17 protein-coding genes and 1 tRNA gene are annotated in these 16,572 nt (G+C 59.0%); 9 read left to right on the plus strand and 9 right to left on the minus strand.

The genetic code is table 11. The features are described from left to right. Positions 1-235 precede the first annotated feature (235 nt). Complete coding sequence (locus ACR0K9_RS03495) at positions 236-661, plus strand: HIT family protein (protein ID WP_480820804.1); 426 nt, start codon at positions 236-238, stop codon at positions 659-661. Between the two features lie 396 nt (positions 662-1,057). Here the strand turns inward: ACR0K9_RS03495 and lipB are convergent, their stop codons facing one another. Continuing rightward, positions 1,058-1,714, minus strand: coding sequence for a lipoyl(octanoyl) transferase LipB (lipB, locus tag ACR0K9_RS03500; protein ID WP_480820806.1), 657 nt, complete (start codon positions 1,712-1,714; stop codon positions 1,058-1,060). A gap of 39 nt (positions 1,715-1,753) precedes the next feature. After that, positions 1,754-2,413, minus strand: a complete 660-nt coding sequence (locus ACR0K9_RS03505) for a DsbA family oxidoreductase (RefSeq protein WP_480820808.1) — start codon at positions 2,411-2,413, stop codon at positions 1,754-1,756. A 129-nt stretch (positions 2,414-2,542) separates the two neighbouring features. On the opposite strand from ACR0K9_RS03505, the gene ACR0K9_RS03510 reads away from it, so the two are divergent. The 3 genes from ACR0K9_RS03510 (at position 2,543) to ACR0K9_RS03520 (ending at position 5,139) form a co-directional block, all read left to right on the plus strand. Then, positions 2,543-2,629: transfer RNA gene (locus tag ACR0K9_RS03510), tRNA-Leu, on the plus strand. Between the two features lie 220 nt (positions 2,630-2,849). After that, a complete protein-coding gene (locus tag ACR0K9_RS03515) occupies positions 2,850-3,911 on the plus strand; it encodes a hypothetical protein (RefSeq protein WP_480820810.1) in 1,062 nt (353 codons plus the stop codon). Between the two features lie 163 nt (positions 3,912-4,074). Beyond that, the gene (locus tag ACR0K9_RS03520; protein WP_480820812.1) at positions 4,075-5,139 is read left to right on the plus strand and encodes a DegT/DnrJ/EryC1/StrS family aminotransferase; all 1,065 of its coding nucleotides are present in this window, start codon (positions 4,075-4,077) and stop codon (positions 5,137-5,139) included. A gap of 76 nt (positions 5,140-5,215) precedes the next feature. Here the strand turns inward: ACR0K9_RS03520 and ACR0K9_RS03525 are convergent, their stop codons facing one another. The 6 genes from ACR0K9_RS03525 to ACR0K9_RS03550 all read right to left on the minus strand — a co-directional run bounded on the left by ACR0K9_RS03525 (position 5,216) and on the right by ACR0K9_RS03550 (position 11,241). Continuing rightward, complete coding sequence (locus tag ACR0K9_RS03525; protein WP_480820814.1) at positions 5,216-6,211, minus strand: ABC transporter ATP-binding protein; 996 nt, start codon at positions 6,209-6,211, stop codon at positions 5,216-5,218. Further along, positions 6,208-7,242 carry a Gfo/Idh/MocA family protein gene (locus tag ACR0K9_RS03530; protein ID WP_480820816.1) on the minus strand — a complete coding sequence of 345 codons (1,035 nt, stop codon included), beginning with the start codon at positions 7,240-7,242 and terminating at the stop codon, positions 6,208-6,210. The genes ACR0K9_RS03525 and ACR0K9_RS03530 overlap by 4 nt, the downstream gene beginning before the upstream one ends. After that, on the minus strand, positions 7,239-8,078 hold the full coding sequence (locus ACR0K9_RS03535; protein WP_480532986.1) for a carbohydrate ABC transporter permease: 840 nt from the start codon (positions 8,076-8,078) through the stop codon (positions 7,239-7,241). Before ACR0K9_RS03535 ends, ACR0K9_RS03530 begins: the two co-directional genes overlap by 4 nt. Before the next feature lie 10 nt (positions 8,079-8,088). Then, on the minus strand, positions 8,089-9,003 hold the full coding sequence (locus ACR0K9_RS03540) for a carbohydrate ABC transporter permease (protein ID WP_480820818.1): 915 nt from the start codon (positions 9,001-9,003) through the stop codon (positions 8,089-8,091). A 67-nt stretch (positions 9,004-9,070) separates the two neighbouring features. After that, complete coding sequence (locus tag ACR0K9_RS03545; protein ID WP_480820820.1) at positions 9,071-10,321, minus strand: ABC transporter substrate-binding protein; 1,251 nt, start codon at positions 10,319-10,321, stop codon at positions 9,071-9,073. Beyond that, the gene (locus ACR0K9_RS03550; protein WP_480820822.1) at positions 10,318-11,241 is read right to left on the minus strand and encodes an N-acetylmuramic acid 6-phosphate etherase; all 924 of its coding nucleotides are present in this window, start codon (positions 11,239-11,241) and stop codon (positions 10,318-10,320) included. The genes ACR0K9_RS03545 and ACR0K9_RS03550 overlap by 4 nt, the downstream gene beginning before the upstream one ends. Positions 11,242-11,388: 147 nt before the next feature. On the opposite strand from ACR0K9_RS03550, the gene ACR0K9_RS03555 reads away from it, so the two are divergent. The 4 genes from ACR0K9_RS03555 to nagA are packed head-to-tail and all read left to right on the plus strand — an operon-like array spanning position 11,389 to position 15,178. Beyond that, a complete protein-coding gene (locus ACR0K9_RS03555) occupies positions 11,389-12,276 on the plus strand; it encodes a glucosamine kinase nucleotide-binding domain-containing protein (RefSeq protein ID WP_480820824.1) in 888 nt (295 codons plus the stop codon). After that, positions 12,263-13,018 (plus strand): GntR family transcriptional regulator, encoded by a 756-nt coding sequence (locus ACR0K9_RS03560; protein ID WP_480532978.1) that lies wholly within the window; start codon positions 12,263-12,265, stop codon positions 13,016-13,018. The genes ACR0K9_RS03555 and ACR0K9_RS03560 overlap by 14 nt, the downstream gene beginning before the upstream one ends. Positions 13,019-13,031: 13 nt before the next feature. Next, positions 13,032-14,060: an SIS domain-containing protein gene (locus ACR0K9_RS03565; protein ID WP_480820826.1), complete on the plus strand. Its 1,029-nt coding sequence runs from the start codon at positions 13,032-13,034 to the stop codon at positions 14,058-14,060. Next, complete coding sequence (gene nagA, locus ACR0K9_RS03570) at positions 14,057-15,178, plus strand: N-acetylglucosamine-6-phosphate deacetylase (protein WP_480820828.1); 1,122 nt, start codon at positions 14,057-14,059, stop codon at positions 15,176-15,178. The genes ACR0K9_RS03565 and nagA overlap by 4 nt, the downstream gene beginning before the upstream one ends. Here nagA and ACR0K9_RS03575 read toward each other — a convergent pair. Continuing rightward, positions 15,175-15,477, minus strand: coding sequence for a DUF6476 family protein (locus ACR0K9_RS03575; RefSeq protein ID WP_480820829.1), 303 nt, complete (start codon positions 15,475-15,477; stop codon positions 15,175-15,177). The genes nagA and ACR0K9_RS03575 overlap by 4 nt on opposite strands. On the opposite strand from ACR0K9_RS03575, the gene ACR0K9_RS03580 reads away from it, so the two are divergent. After that, positions 15,476-16,510 (plus strand): RluA family pseudouridine synthase, encoded by a 1,035-nt coding sequence (locus tag ACR0K9_RS03580; protein ID WP_480820831.1) that lies wholly within the window; start codon positions 15,476-15,478, stop codon positions 16,508-16,510. The genes ACR0K9_RS03575 and ACR0K9_RS03580 overlap by 2 nt on opposite strands. Positions 16,511-16,572 lie beyond the last annotated feature (62 nt).

The following is a 16,572-nucleotide window of genomic DNA, read 5'->3' on the forward strand; positions in this document are numbered from 1 at the left end:
ACGCGCGGGATTCCTGCTGGTTTTAGATTGCGAAGGGGCGACCTTCAATGGTCGAGTTTGATCTGGATCAAGAATAATTGTCGCGGGCTGGCATTGCTGCCCGACAAACAGACCTTGGATACGAGTGATTTGGGAGTTCCATCCGTGATTTCAAGTGAGGCTGGAGGGAAACCCGCTTGACCCGCATCTGGCGGCGGCTCAGAACAACAGCAAAGTTCAACACCGGAGGCCCGAGATGACCGCTTATGATCCCGAAAACGTCTTTGCCAAGATCCTGCGCGGGGAAATCCCGTCGAACCGTGTGTATGAAGACGATGATACGGTCGCTCTGATGGATATCATGCCCCGGTCGGACGGCCACCTGCTGGTCATTCCGAAAACTCCCTGCCGCAACATGCTGGATGCCTCGGCTGAACAACTGATTGCGGTTATGGCGACGGTGCAGAAGATGGCGCATGCTGTCAAAGCTGCCTTTGATGCCGACGGTGTCACCATTCAGCAGTTCAACGAAGCCGCAGGCGGGCAGGAGGTGTTTCACCTGCATGTCCACGTCTTGCCACGTCACGAAGGTGTCTCGATGCGTCCGCCGGGCAAGATGGGAGATTTCGACCAGATCGCCGAGCATGCTGACAAGATTCGCGCCGCATTGGCCCGAACCTGACGGGTTCCGCCAGCGATCAAGTTCCAAGCAAACGGGAAACGCCGTGCGGGCCTGCCTTTGTCCGGCTGTTCCGAAAAACAGATACCCCAAAATGAGAATTGCCGTTCCGATATGGGGTCGGAACGGCAGACTCGTAACCAAGCACTTCTCGGATTTCGCGGGAGCAGCCCCGTGATCACCGGTTAACACACCACTCACTCATGAACGGTAACTCTATACTATGTGGTTAGATGGCGTTTGTAAGGAGGGGATGTGAAGAATCCCTGAATTTAAGGCGAATTGGGGCGATTCAAAGGAAACGGCTGTATGGTTTGAGAAACAGAATGACGGGATTCCGGGCATTGTTGTTTCGGACTTTTGATCTGGTCGCCTCGAGTACGTGGAATCACTTATTCGTCAGACACCTTCGGCAACGAAGACTTCATTGAAGGTCTTTTTGAGGGCCACATCGACGTCATCCATCGTCACCGGCAACCCCAGATCGACCAGAGACGTCACCCCGTGTTCCTGAATGCCGCAGGGAACGATACCAGAGAAATGGGACAAGTCGGGCTCAACATTGATCGAGATGCCGTGAAAACTGATCCACTTCCGCAGGCGGATCCCGATGGCCGCGATCTTGTCCTCGGCGGTCTGACCGCTCATTGTCAGCGGCTTGTCCTGTCGCTGAACCCAGACACCCACACGGCCATCGCGAATTTCGCCGGTGACGTTGAATTCGGCGAGGGCTGCGATCACCCATTCTTCAAGCTGTTGAACGAAGCGGCGCACGTCGTGGCCGCGTTTTCCCACGTCCAGCATGACATAAACCACGCGCTGACCCGGCCCGTGATAGGTGTATTGACCGCCACGTTTGCTTTCATAAACCGGAAAGCGGTCCGGGTCTGTCAGGTCTTCACGCTTCGCGGATGTTCCGGCGGTGTAAAGCGGCGGATGCTCCAGTAGCCAAATACACTCGTCCGCCTCGCCTGCCGCAATTGCGGCAACGCGCGCCTCCATGAACGCCGTGGCGTCTTCGTAATTGATCAGCCCGTCAGTGGTCTTCCATTCCATGGCAGTTCCTTAGACCGTCCGCGGGGCAGGGGGAAGGGGTCAGGCAGCCTCGGCCAGGCAGCGTTGCAGAACCTGCGCGTAAGTGTCGGTGCCCTGCGCACCGGTCAGCAGATATTTCCCGCCGAACACCATCGACGGCACGCCCGAGATGTCCCGGCTGGTCCAGAATTGCTGTTTCTCACGCACCGGCTGAACATGCGCGCCTGAAACGAGCGCCGTGCGCGCCGTTTCCGGGTCCAGCCCAGCAAGTTCGACCGCCCCCAGCAACACCTCCGGGTCGGAGACATCCTGCTGATTGGTGAAATAGGTCTCGAATAAGGCCAGTTTCAGCGGATGCTGCCGTCCCTGCGTTTCCGCCCAGTCCAGCAACTGATGCGCGGCAAAGGTATTCACGATGCGGCTGTCATCGGTGAAATTGAAGGTGAACCCAAGCTCAGCCCCCAAGGCGGTCAGCCGATCCCGCGCCTGCTGGCTTTGTTCCGGGGTCGAGCCATATTTTTCGGCGATATGCTCGCGCAGGTTCTGCCCCTCTGGTCCCATTGTCGGGTTCAGTTCGAACGGATGCCAACGCAGGCGGGCCAGTACATTCTCCTGCTTCAGCGCAGCATCGAGTTGACGAAAGCCCACGATACACCACGGGCAGACCACGTCCGAGACGACATCAATCTGTAAGGTCGGGCGATGATCAGGCGAGGACATGGGTGGCTCCGGGCTGGTTCGTATTGCGCTAAGATATGGCCAGCACAGGCGATTTCAATCCACCGCGTTTTGCCTCTTCACATCGTGCGATTCAGCGTCTATACGCCCCTCTACCAAGTCATTGGCAGTGCGGTCGTGGCGGAATTGGTAGACGCGCAGCGTTGAGGTCGCTGTGGGGTAACACCCGTGGAAGTTCGAGTCTTCTCGACCGCACCAAACAAGCCTGACAGGTCTACTCGCTCTCACATATGACCGATCAATTGTGCCGACCAGGCACGCTTGAGAACATTTCAGATGCGCCCTAAGCTCACTCCCAGATGAATATTTGTATTGGAGTGATCTGATTTTTTAGGGTGTGAGTGATATGTTGACGAGTGTCAGGCGCTTTAACGCGCTTTTGGTTTGTTTTGTTTTTCTTTGCTCGGTGCTGCTTTTGTTGCGGCGTCTCGTTTATCTGACCAAGTCGGGCGGCGGCGGATTTCAGCACGCGGACTGGTTGGTGAACTATTCCAGCGGGATTGTGCGCCGAGGTATCTCGGGCGAGTTCTTTCTGTATCTGTCGCAGCTATCGGGGGTCAGTGCCCTGTGGCTGGTCAGTGCGGTTCAGGCCGCTTTGACGTTGCTGTTGATTGCGGTTCTTCTGATCAAGGCGCTGCAACTGAAGATGCCGGACATGGTGGTGATCCTGTTGCTCAGCCCAGCGCTGGTGCTGTTCTGGGTCAATGACACCACCTCTGCATATCGCAAAGAACTGTTGGGACTGGTGGCGTTTCTGCCGCTGCTGTTTGCCCGGACAAGCGGCCAGTTGGGTGTCGTGGCAGCCGTCGTTATCTACGGTGTTTCCGTCTTCTTTCACGAAGGTAATCTGGTCTTGGCCCCGGGATTGAGCGCGGCGCTATACCTGCGCTGTGGGCGTGACAGGGTGGTCTTTCCTGTACTGGCACTGTGGCTGATCACGTTTGCGGCGGCGGTGTTCTCGGTCATTTATGTCAGTGTGCCCGATACCGATGCCATGTGCGCGCGTCTGGTGGCGGCGGGGCTGTCCGATAGTTTGTGTATCGGGATTTTCCCATGGTTGGTTGACGGATTTGACGGCACGACCTCGGCAGTCAAGGTCATTGTTCTGGATCGCGTCAATATAGCGGTCGTCATCCTGATGACTGTGCTGCTGTTGCTGCCGGGTCTCTGGGCAGCACGCCGGGTTTTGAAGGGGCGTTTTGAATGGGCTGTGTTCCTGTTCTGCGCGGGGACGCCTTTCGTGCTCTACCCGATAGCAACGGACTGGAGCCGCTGGCTGTCGATGCAGGTCTTTGTCATGACCTTCCTGCTGTTGATCCTCGCCGAAACGCGGGCAGGGCTGAGCGCGCCGGTGCACAAGATTACCTATGTGCTGGTTCTGTGTTTCTGCCTGCTGATAGGTATCAATCAGATCGCCCCGGAACCGGTTGGGGGATTCGTTCATAATTTTATGCGTGCGGTAAGTGTCGTGTTGAGTTGAATTGGCCTTTAGGCGAATTGTTTTGAAGAGGTGAACAGTATGTGGGGTAGCGATGCAATTATGCCCGCTTTCTCTACCATAGTGGCGCATCACATAATTTTTCTACGCATGCCTACGGCGATCGGAATAGGGTTGAAGTGTTCCCCAGAGGTGGCATGACAGGATGCAGGGTCACAAGGTTCAATTCGTAGAAGAAAAGCAGCCAGATATGGATCGCGTGGCCGAATTGCTTGGGCAATGCGTCGGTCAAAGCAAGTGGGCCAATCAAGGACCGCTCTATCACGCGCTGCGGGCGCTGTGTGTCGAACATGTCGGCTTGCCTGAAACCTGGGATATTGTGCCGATGACCAATGGGGGCATGGCGCTTGAGGCGCTGGCTGCCCTGCAATCCTGCCGTGCGGGCCGCCCGCTGAAGTGGGTGGCCTCTGCCTATACGTTTCAAAATCTGGGGCGGGGACGGTTCAACGATGTCCTGTTTATCGATTGTGATGAAACCGGGCGTTTGGACCTGCAGGCGCTCGAGGCTCTGGATCCGGTCAGCTATGATGGAATTATTGTGACCAATCCGTTTGGTCTGCACAGCGATTTCTCGGATTACGTGGCCTTTGCGCAGCGAGCCGGTAAGCGGCTTTTGATGGACAATGCGTCGGGCTTTCATACAAGCCTTCCGGACGTTCCCTGGCAGGCCATCAGCCTGCATCATACCAAACCCTACGGACTGGGTGAGGGCGGTCTGGCGATCCTGCCCCGGGATCAGGCGGAACATCTTGTTGAACTGATCAGCTATGGGCTGGATCTGCGCGATGGCCCATATTGGGTCGGAAACAGCAAGATTTCAGACGTGGCCTGTGCTTTCCTGATCGATCGGATCGAAGGCGTTGATCGCTGGGGGCCGCCATCGCTGGAACAACGTGATCGGGTCATCGCAATTGCAACCGATCTGGGACTGAAACCACTAAGCGCTCCGGTCGGTACAATTCCGCTGACCAGTATTCCCTTTCTCGCGCCTTGCGAGGTGCCCTATGAACGGTTGCTGCATGCGCGTTATCTGACCTTGCAGAAATATTATGTGCCTGCAGCGCCTCTGCCGCGCGCGATGGATATTTTCAGCCGGGTCGTCAACATACCCTGCCACAAGGACGTTGCGCGAATATCCGACGAGGAAATCCGCGAAGACATCCGCCTGGTTTTGGGAGGGTTGGAAATAGCAACGCTTGCCAGCGGATGAGGACGGCGTAACGCTTTCGTCAAAGGTTCGTCGGCTCTTTCTGGTACACAGGCTCGACGCCGCCCACCGGGTCTCCTCATGTCATCCGCGCGCCACCGGGATCAAAGCGGTAGGTGCGGTCCGAGGAATAGCCCATGCGGACAGTCTGACCTGTTGTGACGCTATGTTGGCCGAACAGGCGCGCGGTGATCTGGTGATCCTGCGTTCTGGCGATTACATTGGTGTCGCCGCCAAGGTGTTCAACATGGGTGACATGCGCGGTGATCGGGCCATCATCGGACAGGAACAGGTCTTCCGGGCGGATGCCGACGGTGGTGTCTGCGCCTTCACCTAACAGGCTGGCCGGAAAGAAATTCATCGACGGCGCTCCGAGGAACCCCGCGACGAACTGGTTGGCAGGGTTGTTATACAGCTCCATCGGGCTGCCGACCTGTTCAACGCGCCCGTCGCGCAGGACGACAATCTTGTCGGCCAGCGTCATCGCCTCGGTCTGGTCGTGGGTGACGTAGATCATCGAGGCATCAAGCTGCTGGTGCAAATTGGCGATTTCCAACCTTGTGTTCATGCGCAGGGCGGCGTCCAGATTGGACAGCGGCTCGTCAAACAGGAACAGTTTGGGTTCGCGAACGATGGCGCGGCCGATGGCGACGCGCTGGCGTTGGCCGCCGGAAAGTTCCGAAGGGTACCGGTCGATATAGGGCTCAAGGTTCAGCATCCTGCTGGCCTTGGCGACGCGTTCCTCGATGACCTGTTTGCTCTGACCTTCCTGTTTCAGCGCCAGCGACATGTTCTTGCGCACGTTTAGATGGGGGTAGAGCGCATAGCTCTGGAACACCATCGCGATGCCGCGCTTCGACGGAGGGGTGAGGTTCATCAGTTCGCCGCCAATGCGCACTTCGCCCGAAGTCACGTCTTCCAAACCGGCGATCACGCGCAGAAGGGTGGACTTGCCGCAGCCCGATGGCCCAACGAAGACGACGAATTCGCCATCTTCCACCTCAATATTGATATCCTTGAGAACCTCGACGGAGCCGAAGGATTTGTTCACGTTCGTAAGCGTCAGGGCGGTCATGTGTTTGCCTCTTTCAGCGAAATGGGTTGGCCGGTGCGGATGCTTTCGTCTGCGGCCAGACAGATGGCCAGCGATTGCACGGCGTCGTTCATGTGGCGGGTCAGGTCGATATCCTCGGCGATGGCGCGCAGCATATAGGCTTGCTCAGCATCGCAGAGCTCCTGATGGCCGGGCTCGTCGGGCATATCGATTTGAGTATCACCTTCGGTGCGATGGATCAGAAGGCCACCGACCTTGGTGTGGCCGTCAATATCCGCCGATGCGCCCTTATTGCCATCGGTGATCGAGACCGAGCCATTGGGCGAAACGATGTCTTTTACGAAGAACGCAGTCTCGGACATCATTGGACCCCAACCGGCCTCGTACCAGCCGACCGAGCCATCTTCGAAGACCACCTGAAATTGGCCGTAATTGTACATGTCTTCGGCGATCTCGTCGCTCAGGCGCAGGCCCATGCCGTGGACGCGCACGGGGTCTGAGTCCGTGATCTGGCACATCACGTCGACATAATGGACGCCGCAATCGACGATGGGAGAGGTGGTCTGCATCAGCGCCTTGTGCGTTTCCCACTCGGCCCCGCTGCTTTGCTGGTTGAGGTTCAGGCGGAACACATACGGCCCGCCAAGACCGCGCGCCTCGGAGATCAGGCGCATCCATGAGGGGTGATGCCGCAGGATGTAGCCGATCACCAATTTGCGGTTGGTCTCGATAGCTTTCGCAATAACGCGCTTGGCATCGGCCACGGTGGTTGCCAGTGGTTTTTCCACGAACACATGTGCCCCGGCTTCCATTGTCGCGCAGGCGAAATCGGCGTGGCTGTCGGAATAGGTGGCAACCACCACCAGATCGGGGTTCGTCTCTGCCAGAGCAGCGTGAAAATCGGAATAGGCCGGATATATCGACAGATCAGGATGATCCACACGGCCAGAGCGGTTTACCAGCCCGACAATCTGCGCGTCCGGGTGATTGTGATGGGCCAAGGCGTGGCTCAGGCCCATATTGCCGAGGCCGGCGATCAGAACACGAGTCATTTGACAGCTCCTGATGTGATGCCCCGGATAAGTTGACGCGAGAAGATGACGTAGAGCACCAGCACCGGCAGGATCGCCATGCTGAGCGCCGACAGAACCGCGTTCCAGTCGGTAACGAACTGGCCAATGAAAACCTGGCTGCCCAGCGTCAGGGTTTTGGTCTCTTCTGACGGGGCGAGGATCAGCGGGAACCAGAGGTCGTTCCAGATCGGGATCATGTTGAACACAGCGACCGTCGCCATGGCCGGGCGGACCAGCGGCAGGACCAATCGGAAGAAGATCGTGTATTCTGACAACCCGTCGACGCGACCTGCGTTTTTCAGATCGTCCGAAACCTGCCGCATGAACTCGGACAGGATGAACACAGCCAGCGGCAGACCTTGAGCGGTATAGACAAGGATCAGGGCCCAGAGGGTGTTCACCAACCCGGTTGCGACCATCATCTCAAGTATTGCAACGGTGCCGATGCGGATCGGGATCATGATCCCAAGCGCCAGATAGAGGCCCATCAGGGTATTGCCCTTGAACTTGTACTCGCTCAGCGCAAAAGCAGCCATTGCGCCGAACAACAGAACAAAAGCCAGCGATACCACGGTCACGATCAGCGAGTTCTGGAAGTAGAGGAAGAAATCCCCTTGTTTCATCACCGTCTGGTAGCCGATCAGCGAGAAGCTTTCGGAATCGGGCAGGGCGAGTGGCTCGCGGAAAATCGAGCGGCGCGTTTTGAAGCTGTTGATGATGATCACGAAGACCGGGAAGAGGGCGATCAATGTGTAGAGGATCAGCGCCCCATGCATGGCGGCCGTGTTCAGCGGGTTATGGCGTGCTTTGTTCATCCGGCGATCCTCACAGCTGATACCGGCGCATCCGGGTCTGGATGCCGAAGAGGTAGATACAGACACCCACAAGGATGATGGCAAACATGGCGCCAGCGATGGCGGAGCCCATATGCGGGTCGCCCAGTTGCAGCTGGAAGCCAAAGAAGGTGCGGTACATGAAGGTGCCCAGAATATCAGTTGAGAAATCCGGCCCTGCCAGCGCGCCTTGCGAGACGTAGATCAGGTCGAATGCGTTGAAATTGCCTACAAAAGTCAGGATTGAGATGATTCCGATTGAAGGAATGATCAACGGCAGTTTGATCTTCCAGAATGCCGAGGCTCCGGTGATGCCGTCTATTTCTCCGGCCTCAAGGATCTCTTCGGGGATCGACAGCAGGGCGGCATAGATCAACATCATCGGGATGCCGACGAATTGCCAGACCGAGACAAGTGCCAGTGTCGTCAGCGCGTATTCTTCCTTGCCCAGCCATGGTGCAAACAGAGACTTAAGACCAACTGCGTCCAGCATCGAAGGTGCAATGCCCCAAAGCGGGGACAAGATTAATTTCCACGCGAATCCGACAATGACAAAGCTCAGAATGGTCGGAATGAAAATCGCGGACCGGTAGAGCGCTGCAAACCGCAGGCGGGGATGCGAAAGTAGTGCAGCGAGTGCGATGCCAATCGGGTTCTGCACCAGCATGTGGATCAGGAAGAACCAGAAGTTGTTGCCCAAAGCGTTCCAGAACTGCTCGGACCAGATCGGATCGAAGAATAGGGTGCGGAAATTCTGCAGGCCCACGTAGATACGTATCTGATCGACCTCGGTGAACAGTGCGAGGCGCAGAGTGTTGAACAAGGGGAAGATCATCACCGCCGTATAGACCAACACCGCAGGGGCGAGGAAAACGGCAATGTGCCAGCGTATGCGGCGGGTCTGCATGGGAATCTCCGGGGAAAAAGGTTCGGACGCGACGCGGTGGCCGCGTCCGGTGTGAGTGGCCTGGGTGTTACTGATGCGGTGCGTACCAGCTGGCCAGACCGTCTTGCAGTTGCTGACCCAGCGCTTCGGGTGTCTCGGCACCCTTGATGGCTGCAACGGATGCACCCCAGGTCTCGTTTTCCAGGTTCGGCGTGCCGCGCGACAGGATCTGGTAGGTCGAGCGGATCGTGCTTTCGCATTCCTCACGCCAGCCGACGATTTCCTTGGCCAATGGGTCTTCCAATTCAACCGGAGTGCTGGAGAGCGGGAAGAAGCCGGGCAGGGCATTGCCAAAGATGCTGGCGAATTCGGGGCTGGCAACCCAGGCCAGGAAGGTGCGTGCAGCTTCCTGATTTTCGCTCGCGGCGTTCATACCGATGCCGATATCGGTGTGATCCGAGATATAGCAGGTGTCGCCCGCGTTCTGGACTGGCGGCTTGAATGCGCCCATTTCGAAATCGGCCTGTGTATTGAAACCCGAAATCTCCCAGCTACCTGCCGGATAAACCGCGGCGCGGCCCAGCGTGAACAGATTCTGGCTGTCGGGATAGGTCTGTGCCTCATACCCGTCACCGAGATAGTCGGCCCACTTGGCGAGGGTCGCATATGGCGCAACCCACTGAGGATCGGTCAGCTTTTGCTCGCCCTTGATCAGTGCCTGACGGCCTTCTTCACCCTTCCAATAGTTCGGGCCGATGTTGTTATAGCCCATTGTCGCGGCTTCCCACTGATCATTGGTGCCCATCGCCATCGGGATATAGGTGCCGTCTTCTTTGATCTTGTCCAACGCGGCAAAAAACTCCGCTTCGGTGGTGGGGGCTTCGATGCCCAACTCGTTGAAGGCGTCCTTATTATAGATAAAGCCGTGGATCACCGACGCCATCGGTACGCAGAAGCTGGCCGATCCGTCATCTGTCTGCCATGCTGATTTCGCAACGTCCGAGAAATTGCCCATCGCCTCCAGATCGGACAGATCGGTCAGATGTCCGCCTTCATACAGCGCCAGCGAAGCATCAAACGGGCGGCAGGTGATCAGATCACCAGCCGATCCGGCCTCGAGTTTCGAGTTCAGCACGGCGTTGTATTCAGCCGGAGCGGAGGGTGAGAAGATCACTTTGATGCCGGGGTGCTCGGCCTCGAACGCCGGAATGATCTTTTCCTGCCACAAGGCCAGATCGTCGTTACGCCAGCTTTCGATGGTCAGCGTGGCCTCTTGCGCATAGGCGCTTGTGACCAGCGCCGTGCTCATTAAGGCAAGGCTCAGAACTTTGCGTTTCATTTGGTGTCTCCCAGGTTGATGGTTTCTTGGTTTTGCTTAAGTCGCTCCAGCGCAGGGCGGAGGTGATCATTGGTGTCGCGCAGCATCGCCTGCGCTGCGTCCCGTGTCGCAGCGCCCGCCGCCAGCAGGGCCGCGCACTTTAAGTTGCCATCCGCTGCCGTCAGCGCCGATGCGGCCAGTTCGGGGCGGACACCCGTCAATTGACACACGATTCCGTTGGCGCGAGCGCGCAGCTTGTCATTATCTGCGCGCAGGTTGATCATCATGCCGTCCTGAATATGCCCCAGTTCCAGGGCCATCAGGGTCGAAAGCATGTTCAGCGCGATTTTCTGCGCCGTGCCTGCCCCCATCCGGGTCGATCCGGAAACCAGTTCGGGCGGCGTTGGCAAATGGATGGCGTGATCCGACAATTGCAGAAGCTCGGTTTCCGCGTTGTTGGCGATTCCGATGACAGTAGCGCCCTTGTCGCGTGCGATCCGGGCGGCTGCGATGGTGTAGGGGGTTGTCCCGCTGGCCGAGACGGCGATCAGCGTATCCTTGGTGGACAGATCGGCAAGTTCATCCGTTAGGGTGGCCGAGATATCCTCGACACCTCCGGGCATTTCCACACCGGAAGGCAGGCCGCCAGCCATGTGAATACGGATTTGGTCAGCGGGGATCGAGAATGTACCGCCAAGCTCCAGCGCGTCCGCTGCAGCCATCAGACCGGAAGAGCCCGCAGCCAGGTAACGCAGAATGCCACCTGCCCGGATTGTTTCGGCCATGGTTAACGCTCCGGCGCAGATTGGTTCCGCAGCGGTCAAAGGCGCAGAGGCGGCGGAGGCCTGGGATTGAGCCAGAAGCGCGGCAACTTCCGCCAGCGGGCGTGCGTCGAGTCCGATCGCATCCTGATGCAGCTGTTCTGTCACTGGTGTGCTCAAGTGATTCTCCCCCGGTGTCTTAGTATCATACCTTTTAGATACCATTAGTCTACCATTTTATTTTTCGCGCTGTATTTGAGGAATAATTGCAGATTTGGTTTCATTTGGGTCTTCTAAATGTGAAAAAGGTATTGTAAAGGTATTTTCATGACTCTTTCTTCCGATACACTTGCTCTGGCAGTCGATGGGGGTGGCACGCGGTGTCGCCTTGCGTTGTCTACTGGTGGGCGGGTCTGGCAGGTCGAAGTCGGAGCGGCGAATGTGTCGACTGATTTTGAAGCCGCCTGCGCCGAACTGATGCGGGGCCTTACTGCCGTTCGAGGTCAGGCCGGTATTGACCAGATTCAAATTGCCAAGGTGCCCGCCTATCTGGGGCTGGCAGGGATCACCGGGCCGGTCATTGCGGATCGCCTTGCACAGGCGCTGCCATTTGCGCATGTGCGGATCGAGGATGACAGGCCGTCGGCCCTGCGCGGGGCGTTGGGGCCGGATGACGGGTTTGTGGCCCATTGCGGCACCGGGTCATTCCTGGCGGCGCAGCGCGATGGGCGCGCGCGTTTTGCCGGGGGCTGGGGGCCGGCTCTGGGGGATCAGGCCTCGGCCCAATGGGTCGGCCGGCAGGCATTGTCCCGCGTGTTGGACTGTGCCGATGGGCTGTGTGCATCGTCCGAACTGACGGCGCAGCTTTTGTCTCGGTTCAACGGGACGGCTGGCATCGTCGAAGCCGCCTCCGTCCTGTCCCCGACTGAATTCGGCGCTCTGGCGCCTGTCGTTACACATCTTGCCGGGCAGGGGGATGAGCATGCGGCGTCAATCATGCAGGCGAGCGCGGAATATCTGCGGGATCGGATGGAAAAGATGGGCTGGGCACCGGGTCTTCGGATCTGTCTGACCGGGGGAATCGGGCCGCATTATGCCGCCTATCTGCCAGACCCCATGCGGCGGGACTTGAGACAGCCATCAGGTGACCCGCTATCGGGTGCAATCGCGCTGGCCCACGCCTTCAAGGAGGAGATCGAACATGAGCGTTGCTGATTTCCTGAGGCCCGAAGGTTGGTTGGGACAGACCGCCGGTCCGCGTTATGTGCAGTTGCGTCAACGGCTTGAGCAGGGGATCGCGGAAGGCATCCTGCCGCCCAACAGCTCGCTTCCGCCCGAGCGTGAGATCGCAGAAATCACCGACTTGTCCCGTGTCACCGTGCGCAAGGCCATTCAGGAACTGGTGCGCAAGGGCACGATTGAACAGCGGCAGGGCTCGGGTTCATTCGTACGGGAACCGGTCACGAGGGTCGAGCAGTCGCTGTCGCACCTCACCTCGTTCACCGAGGACATGGAGCGGCGCGGGTTCGAGACGACCTCAACCTGGCTGGAGCGGGGGATTTTCCTGCCGTCGCCGGATGAGATGCTGGCGCTGGGCCTGTCGGCCAATGATCAGGTCGCCCGCATCCACCGTTTGCGCGCCGCCGGAGGGCGCCCGATGGCGTTGGAACGCGCGGCGCTGCCGCTGGACATCCTGCCCAACCCGACCGAGGTCACAGGATCGCTCTATGCGTTTCTGGAGCAATCGGGCCATCGCCCGGTGCGCGCGATCCAGAAAATTTCGGCCATCAACCTGGAAGCCCCCGAGGCGCGCCTGCTGGAGGTTGCCGAAGGTACCGCCGGGCTGCGCATTCAGCGCACGTCCTATCTGGAAAGCGGGCGTGTCGCGGAACTCACCCGATCCATCTATCACGGCGATGCCTACGATTTCGTGGCAGAGCTGCGTCTGTCAAACTGAAAGGCCGCGTGCAATGTCCACTTCAAACACGCAAATGCGTCATGAAATCAACGAGATACCGCACGCGGTTGATCGTCTTTTGACCAATGGTGCAGAGACAATCGAACAGGCTGCGAAAGCGGTCCGGGCGCATGATCCAAGTTTTCTGATCTCGGTTGCACGGGGTTCATCCGATCATGCCTGCAGTTATCTGAAATACGCTTCGGAACTGTTGCTGGGGCTGCCTATGGCTTCGGTCGGCCCAAGCGTCAAATCGATCTATGGTGTAGATATGCGCTGCCCCGGCGCGCTGTGTGTCTCGGTTTCGCAATCTGGCCAAAGCCCCGATATCGTGCGCTTGACCCAATCGCTGACGCAGGGCGGAGCCTATTCGGTTGCGATTACAAACAACACGGAATCGGCGCTGGCAGGTGTGGCCTCGGCCGCGCTGCCCATCCATGCGGGGCCGGAACTGAGCGTGGCGGCGACCAAGACCTTCGTCACTTCGCTGGTTGCAGGGCTGTGGCTGCTGGCCGAGGTCAAGGGCGATGGTGCATTGCTGTCGGCGATCCGAAAGCTGCCCGAAGATCTGGCGCAAGCCATCACCTGTGATTGGGGCAGTGTGGTCGAGGCGATCAACGGCCAGTCGCTGTATACGTTGGGGCGTGGGACATCCTGGGCCATTTCGAACGAGGCCGCGCTGAAATTCAAAGAGACCTGCCAGATTCACGCCGAAAGCTATTCGTCCGCCGAGGTGCTGCACGGGCCGGTCTCCATCGTGGACCAGGGCTTTCCGGTGCTCGCGATTTCCTCGGGCGACGCGGCCGAGGCCAATATTGCCGAGGTTGCCGACGCTCTGGCCGCCAAGGGCGCGAAGGTCTTTGCAACGACCGACCGCGTGAAGGACGCGATCTCGTTACCGCATGTCCGGACAGCGCATTGGATGACCGACCCCGTTGCCTCGATCGCGTCTTTCTACGGCATGGTCGAAACCGTCGCCACGGGTCGCGGCATCAATCCCGACACCCCGCGCCACCTGCGCAAAGTGACGGAAACGGTATGAGCGCGTCAACCATCACCTTCGCGGGTGGCCCGATCTTTGACGGAGAGGCCCTGTTTGCCGACCACGCCGCACGGTTCGTCGATGGTGTGCTCGATGCAATTGTGCCGAGGACCGATCTGCCGTCTGACACCGAGATCGAGGACCTTTCCGGCGATATCCTCAGCCCCGGTTACGTCGATCTGCAAGTGAACGGCGGGGGCGGGGTGATGTTCAACGATGATCCCTCGGTCGCAACCCTGCAGCGGATCGCGGAGGCGCATCGCGGTTTGGGGGCGGTGTCGATCCTGCCGACGCTGATCACCGACACGCCCGAAAAAACCACCGCCGCCATTGAGGCCGCGACCGAGGCTGCCCAGCGTGGGGTTCCCGGCATTGTGGGCCTGCACCTTGAAGGGCCGCATCTGTCGGTCAAGCGAAAGGGGGCGCATGATGGTGCCCTGATCCGCCCGATGCAAGATCGCGACCTTGACCAGTATCTGGCGGCGGCCCGCGCGTTGCCCGCCCTTATGATCACTCTGGCGCCCGAAAATGTGACGGTTGATCAGGTTGAGGCTCTGACACGGGCCGGTGTGATCGTCTCACTTGGCCACACCGATGCGCCGTTCGACGTTTGTATGACCTATGTAAAGGCTGGCGCGCGCTGCGCGACACATCTGTTCAATGCGATGAGCCAGTTTGGCAGCCGTGAACCCGGTCTGGTTGGCGCGGTCTTGTCCAGCGGAGACCTTTCGTCCGGTTTGATCGCGGATACCGTGCACGTCCATCCTGAATCAATGCGCACCGCTTTTGCAGCCAAACGCGGCCCCGGTCAGATTTTCCTTGTCAGCGACGCGATGGCCGTCGCAGGCACTGATCTGCAGGAATTCCGATTGGAAGGGCGGCTTATCCGGCGAGAGCAGGGCAGGTTGACGCTGCAGGATGGCACACTGGCCGGGGCCGATCTTGACCTGACCACAGCGGTCAGGGTGCTGACGCAAGAGGTGGGTGTTCCCTTGGCCGATGCATTGGCTGCGGCCACGAGCATTCCCGCCCGGTTGATCAACGCTGATCCCACACCCATGACGCTCGGAGACACAATTCGGATCACCCCGGACCTGAGCAAAGCGCGCCCGGTCTAATCCAGCGCAATTTCCTGACGCTGTTTTCCGGTCGTCTTGTCGAAGATCAGGATGCGATTGTCGTCGGTCACAACCGCATACCAGTTGCTGCCGATGGTCAGGGCCTGTGCGCGTGCGCCATCGGGCAATTCGATCTGATCCGGCAGGGTCGGGGTGCGGTCCGATAGGCGGATGACAATCAGGGCGAATGTCACTAGAACCCCGCCAATCATTACCGCGGTCAACAGCATGACCATGCGCCGCAGCAGTCGCAGCTGCGGTGTTTCCTGCGGTTCCTGAGGTTCGGAAGGGACAGTCATGGGCACCCGCCTGATAGAGTTTCACATTGCGGCCGCTCCGCCGCCCCGCCTTGATAAGGCGCTTGCGCGGGATGTGCCAGCGGAAGAGAACCTGTCGCGCACCCGGCTGACCCGCCTGATCGGCGATGGCGCGGTGACGGTCAATGGTGCGATTGTCAATGACCCCAAGGCCCGGATTGCCGAGGGTGCGCAGGTTGGGATTACCGTGGCCGAGGCCGAAGACAGCCATATCGGCCCCGAGGATATCCCGCTGGATGTCGTCTATGAGGATCACGACCTGATTGTGATCAACAAGCCTGCGGGGATGGTGGTGCATCCTGCGCCGGGCTCTCCGAACGGGACGCTGGTCAATGCGCTGCTGCATCACTGCGGCGATGATCTCTCGGGTGTGGGGGGCGTCAAACGTCCGGGTATCGTGCACCGGATCGACAAGGAAACCAGCGGCCTGCTGGTGGTGGCCAAATCGGACGCTGCGCATCACGGGCTGGCTTCTCAGTTCGAGGCGCATAGCGTCGAACGCTATTACAGGGCCGTTTGCTATGGTGTGCCCGATGCCAATGATCCCCGCTTGCGGGGGATAAAAGGTGTCAGTTTTGAGCCGGGCAACATCATGCGCCTGACCACGCAACTGGCGCGGCACAAAACCGACCGGCAAAAGCAGGCCGTGCTGTTTCACGGTGGCCGCCACGCTGTGACGCGGGCGCGGATCGTTGAGGTTTTTGGCGCGCCCGGAGGCATCTCGTTGATCGAGTGCTGGCTTGAGACCGGCCGTACCCACCAAATCCGGGTCCACATGGCCCATGCGGGGCACAGCCTGGTCGGCGATCCTGTCTATGGCGGCAAACGCAAACTGGCCGCACGCGCCTTTGCGCCCGAGGCCGCCGAGGCCGTACGGATCTTCCCGCGGCAGGCGCTGCATGCTGCCGTTTTGGGCTTTGAACACCCGGTCTCGGGTCAGATGCTGCGCTTTGAGGCGCCGCTGCCCACGGATATGGAAGACCTGCTTACCGCGTTGCGGGAGCCAGTGACATAAAACGCAAAGGCTTGTGATTTGGCCAATTTTAGCTTTTCTTTACATCAGGTTAATTTCAGACT

The organism is Ruegeria sp. L12 (assembly GCF_056531745.1).

Coding starts and splice junctions, on each gene's coding strand:
- ACR0K9_RS03495 (WP_480820804.1), top strand. CDS start 236: ATGACCGCTTATGATCCCGAAAACGTCTTTGCCAAGATCCTGCGCGGG.
- lipB (WP_480820806.1), bottom strand. CDS start 1,714: ATGGAATGGAAGACCACTGACGGGCTGATCAATTACGAAGACGCCACG.
- ACR0K9_RS03505 (WP_480820808.1), bottom strand. CDS start 2,413: ATGTCCTCGCCTGATCATCGCCCGACCTTACAGATTGATGTCGTCTCG.
- ACR0K9_RS03520 (WP_480820812.1), top strand. CDS start 4,075: ATGCAGGGTCACAAGGTTCAATTCGTAGAAGAAAAGCAGCCAGATATG.
- ACR0K9_RS03525 (WP_480820814.1), bottom strand. CDS start 6,211: ATGACCGCCCTGACGCTTACGAACGTGAACAAATCCTTCGGCTCCGTC.
- ACR0K9_RS03530 (WP_480820816.1), bottom strand. CDS start 7,242: ATGACTCGTGTTCTGATCGCCGGCCTCGGCAATATGGGCCTGAGCCAC.
- ACR0K9_RS03535 (WP_480532986.1), bottom strand. CDS start 8,078: ATGAACAAAGCACGCCATAACCCGCTGAACACGGCCGCCATGCATGGG.
- ACR0K9_RS03540 (WP_480820818.1), bottom strand. CDS start 9,003: ATGCAGACCCGCCGCATACGCTGGCACATTGCCGTTTTCCTCGCCCCT.
- ACR0K9_RS03545 (WP_480820820.1), bottom strand. CDS start 10,321: ATGAAACGCAAAGTTCTGAGCCTTGCCTTAATGAGCACGGCGCTGGTC.
- ACR0K9_RS03555 (WP_480820824.1), top strand. CDS start 11,389: ATGACTCTTTCTTCCGATACACTTGCTCTGGCAGTCGATGGGGGTGGC.
- ACR0K9_RS03560 (WP_480532978.1), top strand. CDS start 12,263: ATGAGCGTTGCTGATTTCCTGAGGCCCGAAGGTTGGTTGGGACAGACC.
- ACR0K9_RS03565 (WP_480820826.1), top strand. CDS start 13,032: ATGTCCACTTCAAACACGCAAATGCGTCATGAAATCAACGAGATACCG.
- nagA (WP_480820828.1), top strand. CDS start 14,057: ATGAGCGCGTCAACCATCACCTTCGCGGGTGGCCCGATCTTTGACGGA.
- ACR0K9_RS03580 (WP_480820831.1), top strand. CDS start 15,476: ATGGGCACCCGCCTGATAGAGTTTCACATTGCGGCCGCTCCGCCGCCC.
- ACR0K9_RS03575 (WP_480820829.1), bottom strand. CDS start 15,477: ATGACTGTCCCTTCCGAACCTCAGGAACCGCAGGAAACACCGCAGCTG.